Genomic DNA, 13,750 nt, shown 5'->3' with positions numbered 1-13,750 from the left:
CGGCTCAACATCGCCATCGAGCGCTTGCACGCCCGCACTCTTCTAGTTGTTGGCGCTGATTTGGGTTTGCCCGTCCCAGCCCCCGCCCAAGGCGGCGATCAGTTGCACACTGGCGACCAGGCGCGATTGCAGCAAGGTCAACACGCTGCGTTCGTTGCTCAGGGCGGTGGCCTGTACGGTGACCACGTCCAGGTAGGCTATCAGCCCCGCTTTGTACTGGTTCTCGGTCAGGCGCAGCGACTCGCGCGCCGCCGCCAATGCTTCGTTGCTGACCGCCGCTTCGTCCTCCAGCACCTTGAGTTGCACCATGTAGTTTTCCACTTCGCGGAAACCGTCCAGTACGGTCTGGCGGTACTTGGCCACGGTTTCGTCGTAGGACGCCACGGTGCGGTCGACCTCCGCCGAGCGCTGGCCACCGTCGAACAGGGTCATGGCCAGTTTCGGCCCCACTGACCAGAAGCGGTTGGGCAGGCTGATCCAGTCGGCATAAGTGCTGCTGGAATAGCCACCGGCCAGGCTCAGGGTCAGGTCCGGGTAGTACGCGGCCTTGGCCACGCCGATATTGGCATTGGCGGCGATCACCGCGCGCTCGGCCGAAGCAATGTCCGGGCGGCGCTCCAACAGCTGCGACGGCAGGCCTACCGGGATCTGTGGCAGCTGCGGAATGTCCTTGCTCACCGCCAGGCTGAAGTTGGCCGGCGCCTCGCCGATCAGCACCGCAATGGCGTTTTCCAGTTGGGCGCGCTGCCAGATCAGGTCGATCAGGCTGGCCTGGGTGGTCTTGAGCTGGGTTTGCGCCTGGGCCACCGCGTCCTTGCCGGACACGCCAGCGCGATACTGGTTTTCGGTCATTTGCAGGGAGCGTTGATAGGTGTCCAGGGTGGCTTGCAACAGCCGCGTCTGTTCATCCATCACCCGCAGTTGCAGGTAGCTTTGTACCAGTTCCGATTGCTGGCTCAGGCGCATCGCGGCCAGGTCCGCCGAGCTGGCTTCGGCGCTGGCCTCGTTGGCCTCCAGGCCACGACGCAACTTGCCCCAGACATCCGCCTCCCAGCTCACGCCCAATTGCGCGTTGAGGGTGTCGCGGATGCCGCTGCTGGAACTGCTGAGGCTGGCACTGCTGCTGCCGGTGCCCTGGCTGGCGCGGGTCTTGCCCACGCTGAGGTCGACGCTGGGGTAGAACGCACCGCGCGAGCTGCGCACCAACGCCTGGGCCTGGCGAAAACGTGCCTCGGCCTGAGCCACGGTCTGGTTGGCATTATTGAGCCGCGCGACCAAGTCGTTGAGCTGACGGTCGCCATACAATTCCCACCAGGCGCCGCGGGCCAGCGCGTCGCTCGGCGTGGCCTGACGCCAGCCTTGGGCTTGCTTGAACTGCGCGGGCTCGATGACCTCCGGGCGCTGGTAATCCGGGCCAATGGCGCAAGCGCTGAGCATCAGACCGCAGAGTGCCGCTGCCAACAGTTTTTGGGGGGCGTGGGTTGAATCGGTCATAGCGCAGTGTCCAGGGCGGCATCGGTCCGCACGCCGCGCCAGGCATTGAAGCGATGGCGCGCGCGGTCGAGGTAAAGGTAAACCACCGGGGTGGTGTAAAGAGTCAGGATCTGGCTGAACACCAGGCCGCCAATGATGGTAAGGCCCAACGGTTGGCGCATTTCCGCACCGTCGCCGGCGCCGAGCAGCAACGGCAAAGCACCGAGAATCGCCGCCAGGGTGGTCATCAGGATCGGCCGCAGGCGCAACAGGCAGGCGCTGCGGATCGATTCCAGCGGGCTCATGCCGTCATGGCGTTCCAGTTGCAGCGCCAGGTCGATCATCAGGATCGCGTTTTTCTTCACCACCCCGATCAGCAGAAACAGCCCCAATAACGAGATGAGGCTGAATTCGCCGCCCAGCAGGTAGATCGACAGCAGCGCGCCGACGCCAGCCGAGGGCAAGGTCGACAGGATGGTCAACGGGTGAATATAGCTTTCGTACAGAATCCCCAGCACCAAATAGACCGCCACCAGCGCGCCAAGAATCATGAAGGGTTGACCCTTCTGCGTCGCCGCAAAGGCATCGGCGGTGCCGGCCATTTTGGCAATCACATCTTCCGGCAGCCCCACCTTGGCGATCGCCCGCTCAATGGCGGCCGTACCCTGCTCTACCGTGAACCCGGGGGCGATGTCGAACGCAATGTTTTCCGAGGCAAACTGGCCCTCATGACTGACGCGGTCGTCCGCCAGGCTGTTTTCGTAATGGGCGATGGTGGACAACGGCACCCGCGCACCGTCGGCCGTAATCACCTGCATCTGGTTCAGGGTGATCGGATCTTGGGCATATTTGGGGTTGACCTCCATCACCACCTGGTACTGGTTGAGGCTGTCGTAGATCGTGGAAATCTGCCGCTGACTGTAGGCGTTGTTCAGCACCCCCGTGACCATGTTCATGTCGATACCCAGGCGCTTGGCCTGATCACGGTCGACGATCAGTGTCACTTGCGCCGCACCACGGCCTTCGCGCGCGTCGATGGCGGTCAGCTCCGGTAATTCACGCAATGCGGCAACCACTTTCGGGTACCACAGACGCAACGCGGCCAGGTCGCCGCTTTGCAGGATGTAGGAATACTGTGCGCTGGTCTGGTCGCGGCTGCCGCCGAATTGCAGGTCCTGGTCGGCCATCAGGAACAGGCGCCCGCCCGGCACCGGTGGCACGTTCTTGCGCAGACGCTCGATCACCGCCTGGGCCGAGACTTTGCGCTCTTTGATGGGTTTGAGCCGCACCAGCATCACCGCGTTGTTGGTGCCGTTGTTGCCACCGATAAAGCCGGCGACGCTGAGCACCGCCGGGTCCTTGAGCACCGCCTGACGGAAAATTTCCATCTTCGGCTGCATCACGCTGAACGACAGGCCGTCATCGCCGCGCACAAAGCCGATCAACTGCCCGGTGTCCTGCTGCGGCATAAAGGTTTTCGGCACCACGATATACAACGCCACGTTGACGCCGATGGTCAGCAACAGGCTGAGCAAGGTCAGGCGCCGGTGGCGCAGCACCCAGTCCAGGCTGCGGGCGTAGCCGGCGACCATGCGCTCGTTGATCCTGTGGCTCCAGCGTTGCAAACCGGTCATATGGCCTTTGACATGGGGCTTGAGCCAACGGGCGCAGAGCATCGGCGTCAGGGTCAACGACACCACCAGCGAGACGATGATCGCCGCCGACAAGGTGATGGAAAACTCGCGGAACAGGTTGGTGACGATCCCGCCCATAAACAGGATCGACAGGAACACCGCCACCAGCGACACGTTCATCGACAACAAGGTAAACCCGACTTCCTGGGCCCCCAGGTACGCCGCCTTCATCGGCGGCACGCCTTCATCGATGTGCCGGGAGATGTTCTCCAGCACCACGATGGCATCGTCCACCACCAGGCCAGTGGCCAGGATCAACGCCATCAACGAGAAGTTGTTCAACGAGAACCCGTACAGGTACATCACCGCAAAGGTGCCCACCAGCGACACCGGCACCGCCAGGGTCGGGATCAGCGAAGCGCGGAAATTGCCGAGGAACAGGTACACCACCAGGATCACCAGCCCCACCGCGATCAGCAGGGTCATCTCCGCTTCGTGCAGGGTGGCGGTGATCACCGGCGAGCGGTCCATGGCCAGGCTGAGCTTGACGCTGGACGGCAGCACCGCCTGCAACGCCGGTAATTGCGCCTTGATCTGGCGCACGGTCTCGATAATGTTGGCCCCGGACTGGCGGTTGATCACCAGCAACACCGCCGCATCGTTGTTGAAGAAACCGCTGTTGTAGCGGTCTTCCACGCCGTCGCTGATCTTGGCCACATCCCCCAGGCGCAAGGCTGCGCCGTTCTGGTAGCGAATCAGCAGCGGCTCGTAGTCCTTGGCCTTTTCCAATTGGTCGTTGGCTTGGATCTGCCAGTTGCGCTCGCTGTCTTCCAGCGAGCCCTTGGGCCGGCGCTGGTTGGCATTGGCGATGGTGTTGCGCACATCGTCCAGGGCCACGCCGTACTGATCGAGAGCCTTGGGTTCGAGTTCAATGCGCACCGCCGGCAAGGAGCTGCCGCCGATCTGCACTTCACCCACGCCCGGCACCTGGGACAGGCTCTGGGACAAGATGGTGGAGGCCAGATCGTAGAGCTGGCCCTTCTGCAACACGTCCGAGGTCAGCGACAGCACCATGATCGGCGCTTGGGACGGGTTGATCTTCTTGTAGGTGGGCATGCTGCGCATGCCGCTGGGCAGCAGATTACGCGAGGCGTTGATGGCCGCCTGCACTTCACGCGCCGCGCCGTTGATATCGCGGTCGGAGTCGAAGGCCAGAATCACCCGGGTCGAGCCCTGACTGGAACTGCTGCTCATGGTGGTGATGCCGGCAATCGAGCCGAACGAACGCTCCAAGGGCGTGGCCACGGTGGACGCCATCACCTCGGGGCTCGCGCCAGGCAGGCTGGCCGACACCACGATCACCGGGAAGTCGATCTGCGGCAACGGCGATACCGGCAGCAGGTTGAAGCTCACTCCGCCGAGCAACATGATCGCCAGGCTCAGCAGCATGGTGGCTACCGGCCGGCGAATGAACGGTCCGGACAGGTTCATGACTCAACCGGCTCCAGGCTCTGGGGTTCTTTGCGCCAGCGTCGGCCGAGGCGATCGAAATACAGGTAGATCACCGGGGTGGTGAACAGCGTCAGCACCTGGCTGACCAGCAGCCCGCCGACCATCACCAAGCCCAAGGGTTGGCGCAGCTCCGCGCCGGAACCGCTGGCCAGCATCAACGGCACGGCGCCGAACAGCGCGGCCAGGGTGGTCATCAGGATCGGCCGGAAACGCAGCAGCGCCGCCTGATAGATCGCGGTCTGCGGGTCCAGGCCCTGATTGCGTTCGGCGTCGAGGGCGAAGTCGATCATCATGATCGCGTTCTTTTTGACGATACCGATCAACAAAATGATGCCGATGATCGCGATCATGCCCAGGTCATTGCCGCTGAGCAGCAACGCCAACAAAGCCCCAACCGCCGCAGAGGGCAACGTGGACAGAATGGTGATCGGGTGGATGTAGCTCTCGTAGAGCACCCCCAACACGATGTACATGGTGACCACCGCCGCCAGGATCAGCAGCAAGGTACTCGACAACGAGGCTTCAAACGCCTGGGCCGCGCCCTGGAACTGGGTCTGCACGCCCACCGGCATGCCGATGTCTTTCTGCGTCTGGTTGATCAGTTCCACGCCCTTGCCCAGCGCCACGCCGGGTGCGAGGTTGAACGACATCATCACCGCTGGGAACTGGCCGATGTGCGCCACGGCCAGCTGGGCCTGGCGCTGTTCCACCTTGGCCAGGCTCGACAAGCGCACTTGGCCGCCGTCGGTGGTTTTGACGTAGATCTGGTTCAGCGCGTCCGGCCCGAGGGTTTCGCCGGATTGGGCCTGCAACACCACGCGGTACTGGCTGGCCTGGGTGTAGATGGTCGAGATCTGCCGCTGGCCGAAGGCGTCATACAGCGCGTCGGTGATGTTCGAGACGCTGACGCCCAGGCGCGAGGCGGCATCGCGGTCGATCACCAGGTATACCTGCAGGCCCTTGTCCTGCAGGTCGCTGGCCACATCGGTGAGTTCCGGCAACTGGCTGAGGGCGTGTACCAGTTTGTCGCTCCACAACGCCAGCAACTCGGCATCCGGCGATGACATGCTGAACTGATACTGGGTGCGACTGACGCGGTCTTCGATGGTCAGGTCCTGCACCGGCTGCATAAACAAGCGAATGCCCACCAGCTTGTCGATTTGCGGTTGCAGACGCGTGATCACCTGGGCCGCGCTGAGGTCGCGCAGGCCGTGGGGCTTGAGGTTGATCAGCAAGCGGCCGCTGTTGAGTGTGGCGTTGTCGCCATCCACGCCGATATAGGACGACAGGCTTTCCACCGCCGGGTCGGCGAGGATGATCTTGGCCAACTCCTGCTGACGCTGGCTCATCGCCGCAAAGGAAATCGACTGGGGCGCTTCGGAAATGCCCTGGATCACGCCGGTGTCCTGCACCGGGAAAAACCCCTTGGGCACCACCAGGTACAGCACCACGGTCAGGCCGAGGGTGGCGATGGCCACCAGCAGGGTCAGCGGTTGGTGCTTGAGCACCCATTGCAACTTGCGCCCGTAGCCTTCGATCAACCAGTCGATCCAGGCGCCGCTGGCCTTATAGAAACGGCCCTGTTCTTCTTCCTTGGGCTCACGCTTGAGCAGGCGCGCGCACATCATCGGCGTGAGAGTCAGGGACACCACCAGGGAAATCAGGATCGCCACCGCCAGGGTGATGGCGAACTCGCGGAACAAGCGCCCAACCACATCGGCCATGAACAGCAGCGGGATCAGCACCGCGATCAGCGACAGCGTCAGGGAAATCAGAGTGAAACCGATCTGCTTGGCGCCCTTGAGCGCGGCGGCGAGGGGCGTTTCGCCCTCCTCGATATAGCGGGAAATGTTCTCCAGCATCACGATGGCATCGTCCACCACGAAGCCGGTGGCAATGGTCAGGGCCATCAGCGTCAGGTTGTTGATGGAGAAGCCCGCCAGGTACATCACGCCGAAGGTGCCCACCAGGGACAGCGGCACGGCGATGGACGGGATGATCGTGGCACTGACACGCCGCAGGAACAGGAATGTCACCATCACCACCAGGGCAATGGCGATCAGCAGTTCGTGCTGCACGTCCTTGACCGACGCGCGGATGGTCTGGGTGCGGTCGGTGAGCACGGTGACGTCGAGGCCGGCCGGTAGGTTATCGGTGATACTCGGCAGCAGCGCCTTGATGCGGTCGACCACCTCGATCACGTTGGCACCCGGCTGGCGCTGGATATTGAGCAGCACGGCCTGGTTCTGGTTGGCCCAGGCGGCCAGGCGCTCGTTCTCGGCGCCGTCGACGATCTGCGCAACGTCCTTGAGACGCAGCGGCGCGCCATTGTTGTAGGCCAGGATCAGTTCGGCGTATTGCTGGGGCGAGACTAACTGGTCGTTGGCATCGAGCATCGAAACCCGCGTGGGGCCGTCGAAGTTGCCCTTGGGCTGGTTGACGTTGGACGCGGCGATCAAGGTGCGCACGTCCGAGAGGTTCAAACCATTGGCCGCCAGGGCCTCGGGGTTGACCTTGATGCGCACGGCCTGGCGCTGACCGCCGGCGATGCTGACCATGCCGACGCCGCTGATCTGCGCGATTTTCTGCGCCATGCGCGTATCGACCAGGTCATTGAGCTTGGGCAGCAGCATGGTCTTGGAGGTGATGGCCAGGGTCAGTACCGGGGTGTCCGCCGGGTTGACCTTGTTGTACACCGGCGGCGCCGGCAGGTCCTTGGGCAGCAGGTTGGTGGCGGCGTTGATCGCGGCCTGCACCTGTTGCTCGGCCACGTCCATATTGATGTCGAGGTTGAAGCGCAGGGTCAGCACCGAGGCGCCGCCGGAGCTGGTGGAGGCCATCTGGGTCAGGCCGGGCATTTGCCCGAACTGGCGCTCCAGGGGCGCGGTGACCGCGCTGGTCATCACATCCGGGCTGGCGCCGGGGTACAGGGTCATTACGCGGATGGTCGGGTAGTCCACCTGGGGCAAGGCCGACACCGGCAGCAAGCGGTACGCAATGATGCCGGCCAGGACAATGGCCAGCATGCTCAGGGTGGTAGCGACCGGGCGAAGAATAAACAGCCGCGACAGGTTCATGAACCGACCTTTTGCGCCTTGCCGGCGGTGCTGCCGGTCTCCCCTTTGGCCGCAGGCTTGCCTTGCAGGTGTTCGGTCGGCGTGGTCGGCACTTCGCTGCTGTCGTTGACCACGTCCACTTCACTGCCGTCCTTGAGGCGGTCGGTGCCTTCCAGCACCACCCGGTCGCCGGCGACCAGGCCCTGCTTGATCACAGTGTTGTCGCCGTCGGAGTCGCCCACCACCAACGGCTGGACCTTAACCTTCTTGTCGCCATCGAGCTTGTAGACGAAGGTGCCGTTGTTGCCGAACTGAATGGCCGCCGAGGGCGCGAGCACCACGTTGTGCAAAGTGTCGGCCAGCAGGTGCACATTGACGAACTGGTTGGGGAACAGCGCCTGGTCCTTGTTATCGAAGCGCGCCTTGAATTTCAGGGTGCCCGTGGTGACGTCGATCTGGTTATCCAGGCTTTGCAGTACGCCGGTGGCCTGAATTTTCGCATCGCCACGGTCCCAGGCTTCCACAGGCAATTTATTGCCGGCGTGGTAACGGGTCAGGACCGTGTCCAGGGTGTTTTCCGGCAAGGTGAAGGCCACGCTGATCGGCTGGGTCTGGGTGATCACAGCCAGGGCGGTGGTGTCGTTGGCCGCCACCAGGTTACCCACATCGAGCTGGCGCAAGCCCACACGGCCACTGATGGGCGCGCGGATCTTGGTGAATTCGAGGTTGAGCTTGGCGTCATCCACCGCACCCTGGTTTGTCTTGACCGTGCCCTGGTATTGCAGGACCAGCGCTTCGGCGGTGTCCAGGGTCTGTTTGGCGATGCTGTCCTGGGCATACAGGTCACGATAGCGCTGCACGTCGACCTGGGCGTTCTTCAACTGGGCCTGGTTCTGCAGCAAGGTGCCCTGGGCTTGGAGCAAGGCGTTCTGGTAGCTGCGCGGGTCGATCTCGGCGAGCAGATCGCCGGCCTTGACCATTTGCCCTTCTTCAAAGGCTATTTTCACCAGCTCCCCGCCCACTCGGCTGCGCACATTGATGGTATTGAGCGCGGTAACCGTGCCCAGCGCCTTGTAGTAGACCGGGAATTCCCCCTGCACCACCGGCGCCACACGCACCGGCACCGGACCGGTAGAGCCGCCGAAGCCCGGGCGCGCCATACCGGTTTTGCCGGTGTGCCCGGCCGGTGCGTCTTTATGGGCCGCGCCGCTTGGCCAGAATTTCCAGCACAGGCCGGCGATAACCAGCAGCACAAGCAGGCCAAACAGCCAGCGACGGGAGTGACGGGGGGAGGATTGCATGGAGTGATCAACCATTGGGCGCGAGAGCTTCTTCTTTGGGAGGCTGAAAGATAAGCACTGGGGCGCATTTAGAAAAGCGCCTTTACCGGCTATTTACCTTGGGCTTACAACATGTGACTTGAGGATCTTAGTCCATCGGCCTATTCCAGCTAAGCATTTGAAGCACAAATGAAAACGGCCTGGACTAGGCCAGGCCGCAATCATGTATCAAGCGTGTTACTGCAAAACGACAGCAATGCGCCGAAACAGTTACTTCAATACTGCCAGGGCAGCTTCGTAGTTCGGCTCCTGGCCGATTTCCGATACCAGCTCGCTGTGCAGCACGGTGTCGTTCTCGTCCAGCACGACCACCGCGCGGGCGGTCAAGCCTTTGAGCGGGCCGTCGGCGATGGAAACACCGTAATCAACCGCGAAATCCGAATCACGGAAGTCCGACAGGCTTTTCACGTTTTCCAGGCCTTCGGCACCGCAGAAGCGCGCCTGGGCGAATGGCAGGTCGGTGGAGATGCACAGCACCACGGCGTTGTTCAGCGAGCTGGCCTGAGCGTTGAACTTACGCACCGAAGTGGCGCAGGTTGGGGTGTCGACGCTTGGGAAGATATTCAGCACTTTGCGCTTGCCGGCGTAGGTCGCCAGGGTTGCGTCCGACAGATCGCCGGCGGTCAGGGTGAAGTCGTGGGCCTTGGCGCCAACTTTCGGCAGTTCGCCTTCAACCTGGACAGGGTTGCCTTTGAGGGTGACTTGAGCCATGAACGGAATCCTTATGCTGGGTTTGGTTTAAACGAATGCGAGAGGCGGAAGTTAACCACAAAGTACGATGACCACCTACCGCCAGACACAAATTGTCATGTCGCCGGTTGTGGTTTAATTGCGCGCCTTTCGCCCTGCCCTGCAAGGAAACCGTTGTCGATGAAGCCGCCTGCTACCCGAGTCCTGGTCATTGGTTACGTCTGGCCGGAGCCGCGCTCCTCGGCCGCGGGCGGGCATATGATGCAGATTCTCGAAACTTTTCTGACACAAGGTTGGGACATCACCTTCAGCAGCCCCGCCGCGCTCGGCGAACATAAGGCCGACCTGGCGGCGCTGGGTATCGCCGAGTGCGCCATCGAGCTGAATAACAGCAGTTTCGATGACTTTGTCCGCGAACTGGCCCCGGATATCGTGCTGTTCGACCGTTTCATGATGGAAGAACAGTTCGGTTGGCGCGTCGAAAAACACTGCCCGAATGCCCTGCGCGTGCTGGAAACCTCCGACCTGCAAAGCCTGCGCGACGCCCGCCATCAGCGCCTAAAGGAACACCTCAAAATCGAGCCCGATAGCGATGACTTCACCGCGCTGTTCGCCCCGGCCTTGACCGAAGAATTCCAGCACATGGCCAACACCGACCTGGCCAAGCGCGAGATCGCAGCAATTTACCGTTGTGATATCAGCCTGATGATTTCCGATGTGGAAATCCGCCTGCTCACCGAACAATTCAAGGTGCCGGCCGCCTTGCTCCACTGGTGCCCGCTGATGCTGACGCCGCCGAGCGAGGCGTTTGCGTCGTTTGAAGAGCGTGCACACTTCCTCAGCATCGGCAACTTCCGCCATGCGCCCAACTGGGATGCGGTGCTGTGGATGAAGAACAGCCTGTGGCCACGCATCCGCCAGCAATTGCCAGGGGCCCAGCTGCATATCTACGGGGCCTATACGCCGCCCAAGGCCACTGCCCTGCACAACCCGGCTCAGGGCTTTCATGTCATGAACTGGGCCGAGGATGCCCTGCGCGTGATGAGCGCCGCGCGTATCTGCTTGGCGCCGTTGCGCTTTGGCGCCGGAATCAAGGGCAAGCTGGCCGATGCCATGCTGTGCGGCACGCCGAATGTCACCACACCGATCGGCGCCGAAGCCATGGGCGATGAACAGCCCTGGCCGGGAGCCATCGCGGCCGATGCCGAGGCTCTGGCCGCTGCCGCCGTGGCGTTGTATCAGGACCGCGACCGTTGGACGAAGGCACAGGAACACGGGCGCCACCTGCTGGCTCGGCGTTACGCCCAACAGATCCACGGCCCGGCGCTGATCGAGTGCCTGCAACAGTGCCGCAGCCGCCTCACGGCCCATCGCCGAGATAACTTCACCGGCAGCATGTTGCGCCACCACGCCCACAAGAGTACCCAGTACATGGCGCAGTGGATCGAGGCGAAAAACCGCAACGGGTAAACACAGACGTTGGCGAGGAGGTGCGCCAGGGGGCATTATCCTACGCAGCAACCACAATAAAGCGACGGCAGCATGACCCGAGCAACGCGCATCACCGACCCTTCCTACGAGTTGATGGACGATCACAACGGTCTGTCCATCATCTATCGCCAGCATGGCTTCCCCTGCCCGCTGGTGCGCTGGCATTTCCACAAGGAATACGAACTGCACCTGATCGTCGCCAGCTCCGGCAAGGTGTTTATCGGCGACTACATTGGCAACTTCTACCCGGAAAGCCTGTTCCTCACCGGCCCCAATCTGCCCCACAACTGGATCAGCCAGGTGGAGGAAGACGAAGTGGTGCCCAAGCGCGACATGTTGGTGAACTTCACCGATGAACTGCTTGAACAGGGCAGCCACATTTTCGCCGAACTCAAAAACCTCGCGCCGCTGCTGGAGCGTGCGCAGTCGGGTATCGAGTTTCGCTGCAAGCACACCATCGCCCAGGCCGTGACCTTGATGCAGCGCATCGAGGACGCCCAGGGCATGGCGCGCCTGGGGCATTTCTTTATCCTGCTGGACGTGTTGAGCGCGTGTGACGACTACCAACTGCTGTCGGGGGTGACAGCACCGCAAACGGCCGACGAGCACAGCATCGACCGCACCAACCGCGCGGTGGACTACATCTTCGCCCACTACGCACGGGAGTTGCCGCTGGAAGAAGTGGCCGAACACCTGGGCATGAAACCCACTTACTTTTCCCGCGTGTTCAAACAGGCCACCGGGCGCACGTTTATCGAATTCGTCAATCGGTTGCGCATCAGCAAGTCCTGCGAGCTGCTGGCCGATGGCGATAAGGCCGTGACGGATGTGTGCTTTGAGTCGGGCTTCAATAACATCTCCAACTTCAATCGACGCTTTCAACAGCTCAAGGGCATGACCCCGTCCCATTACCGGCGACTGGCGGTACAACGCTTGACCGAGCAGAACCTGGCCTGAGAGTGATTTTTCACTGGCTGATATAGAGGTTAAGTACTGCACTGATCGTTCCCACGCGGGGCGTGGAACGATCTTGCTGAGTGCAAAAAAGTATCAGTCCCAGTGTTCCCAAGGATTTGTCACACCGCCAATTGAAGGCTGTAATCAACGCACACTCTTCCTGACTCTCTGTAGGAAGACACAACAACAATAACTGTCCTTCCGTAGCCCCTGGGCGCGGAAATGGAGTGCGCGATGAAGTTCCCAGCAAAAGCTCTGCTTGCCTCTACGTGTATGACTGCATGTATGACCCTCAGCGCCGTCAGCCTTGGCGCGCAGACCCTGACCATTGCCACCGTCAACAACAGCGACATGATCCGTATGCAGAAGCTCTCGAAAACCTTCGAGGCCGAGCATCCGGAGATCAAGCTGAACTGGGTGGTGCTCGAAGAAAACGTGCTGCGCCAACGCCTGACCACCGACATCGCCACCCAGGGTGGGCAGTTCGATGTCTTGACCATCGGCATGTACGAAGCCGCACTCTGGGGCGCCAAGGGTTGGCTGGAGCCGATGAAGGACTTGCCGGCGTCCTACGACCTCGACGATGTGTTCCCTTCGGTGCGTGACGGTTTGTCCGTCAAGGGTTCGCTGTACGCCCTGCCGTTCTATGCCGAGAGCTCGATCACCTATTACCGCACCGACCTGTTCAAGGATGCCGGGCTGACCATGCCTGAGCACCCGACCTGGAGCCAGATCGGCGAATTCGCCAGCAAACTCACCGACAAGAGCAAAGAGCAATACGGCCTGTGCCTGCGCGGCAAAGCCGGTTGGGGCGAGAATATGGCGCTGATCACCACCCTGGCCAACGGCTACGGTGCGCGCTGGTTCGATGAAAAATGGCAGCCTGAATTCAATGGCCCGGAATGGAAGAACGCGCTGAATTTCTACGTCGACAACATGAAGAAATCCGGTCCGCCGGGGGCGTCCAGCAACGGCTTCAACGAAAACCTTGCGCTATTCAACAGCGGCAAGTGCGCGATCTGGGTCGACGCCAGCGTCGCCGGCTCGTTCGTCACCGACAAAACCCAAAGCAAAGTGGCCGACCACGTCGGTTTCACCTTCGCGCCCCATGAAACCACGGACAAAGGCACGTCGTGGCTGTACTCCTGGTCCCTGGCGATCCCGACCAGTTCCAAGGCCAAGGACGCCGCCAAAGTATTCACCAGTTGGGCCACGTCCAAGGAATACAGCCAGTTGGTGGCCAAGACCGATGGCATCGCCAACGTACCGCCAGGTACGCGCACATCGACCTACAGCGATGAGTACATGAAGGCTGCGCCGTTCGCCAAGGTCACGCTGGAATCGTTGAAAGTTGCCGATCCGACCAAGCCGACGCTCAAACCGGTGCCGTATATCGGGATCCAGCTGGTGACCATTCCTGAGTTCCAGGCGATTGGTACCCAGGTCGGTAAGTTCTTCTCCGGTGCGCTGACCGGTCAGCAGACGGTTGATGCAGCATTGACTGCGGCGCAGACCACCACCGAGCGGGAAATGAAGCGGGCCGGTTACCCCAAGTAACCTGAGCCTCACCACCGTCAAGGTGGGAGAGGGCTTGCCC

The 13,750-nt window shown here is 61.9% G+C and carries 8 protein-coding genes; 3 read left to right on the top strand and 5 right to left on the bottom strand.

Annotated elements, in window-relative coordinates; all coding sequences use genetic code 11:
- Positions 1 to 42 precede the first annotated feature (42 nt).
- From ACFZPT_RS16635 to tpx, 5 genes are all read right to left on the bottom strand, one after another.
- Positions 43 to 1,494 (bottom strand): efflux transporter outer membrane subunit, encoded by a 1,452-nt coding sequence (locus ACFZPT_RS16635; protein WP_034113249.1) that lies wholly within the window; start codon positions 1,492 to 1,494, stop codon positions 43 to 45.
- Positions 1,491 to 4,598 carry an efflux RND transporter permease subunit gene (locus ACFZPT_RS16630; protein WP_034113247.1) on the bottom strand — a complete coding sequence of 1,036 codons (3,108 nt, stop codon included), beginning with the start codon at positions 4,596 to 4,598 and terminating at the stop codon, positions 1,491 to 1,493. The genes ACFZPT_RS16635 and ACFZPT_RS16630 overlap by 4 nt, the downstream gene beginning before the upstream one ends.
- The gene (locus ACFZPT_RS16625) at positions 4,595 to 7,696 is read right to left on the bottom strand and encodes an MdtB/MuxB family multidrug efflux RND transporter permease subunit (RefSeq protein ID WP_034113245.1); all 3,102 of its coding nucleotides are present in this window, start codon (positions 7,694 to 7,696) and stop codon (positions 4,595 to 4,597) included. The genes ACFZPT_RS16630 and ACFZPT_RS16625 overlap by 4 nt, the downstream gene beginning before the upstream one ends.
- A complete protein-coding gene (locus ACFZPT_RS16620; protein WP_034113243.1) occupies positions 7,693 to 8,991 on the bottom strand; it encodes an MdtA/MuxA family multidrug efflux RND transporter periplasmic adaptor subunit in 1,299 nt (432 codons plus the stop codon). The genes ACFZPT_RS16625 and ACFZPT_RS16620 overlap by 4 nt, the downstream gene beginning before the upstream one ends.
- Positions 8,992 to 9,225: 234 nt before the next feature.
- Positions 9,226 to 9,726: a thiol peroxidase gene (gene tpx / locus ACFZPT_RS16615; protein WP_034097142.1), complete on the bottom strand. Its 501-nt coding sequence runs from the start codon at positions 9,724 to 9,726 to the stop codon at positions 9,226 to 9,228.
- Positions 9,727 to 9,885: 159 nt separating this feature from the next.
- On the opposite strand from tpx, the gene ACFZPT_RS16610 reads away from it, so the two are divergent.
- From ACFZPT_RS16610 to ACFZPT_RS16600, 3 genes are all read left to right on the top strand, one after another.
- On the top strand, positions 9,886 to 11,175 hold the full coding sequence (locus tag ACFZPT_RS16610) for a glycosyltransferase (RefSeq protein ID WP_034113241.1): 1,290 nt from the start codon (positions 9,886 to 9,888) through the stop codon (positions 11,173 to 11,175).
- 72 nt (positions 11,176 to 11,247) lie between these two features.
- Positions 11,248 to 12,153 (top strand): AraC family transcriptional regulator, encoded by a 906-nt coding sequence (locus ACFZPT_RS16605; protein ID WP_034097140.1) that lies wholly within the window; start codon positions 11,248 to 11,250, stop codon positions 12,151 to 12,153.
- A gap of 234 nt (positions 12,154 to 12,387) precedes the next feature.
- Complete coding sequence (locus tag ACFZPT_RS16600) at positions 12,388 to 13,710, top strand: sugar ABC transporter substrate-binding protein (RefSeq protein ID WP_034097138.1); 1,323 nt, start codon at positions 12,388 to 12,390, stop codon at positions 13,708 to 13,710.
- Positions 13,711 to 13,750: the final 40 nt, after the last annotated feature.

It is taken from the genome of Pseudomonas sp. MD330_10 (assembly GCF_042610415.1).
Classification (GTDB): Bacteria; Pseudomonadota; Gammaproteobacteria; order Pseudomonadales; family Pseudomonadaceae; genus Aquipseudomonas; species Aquipseudomonas rhodesiae.
This window is presented reverse-complemented; position numbering and strand designations above follow the sequence as displayed.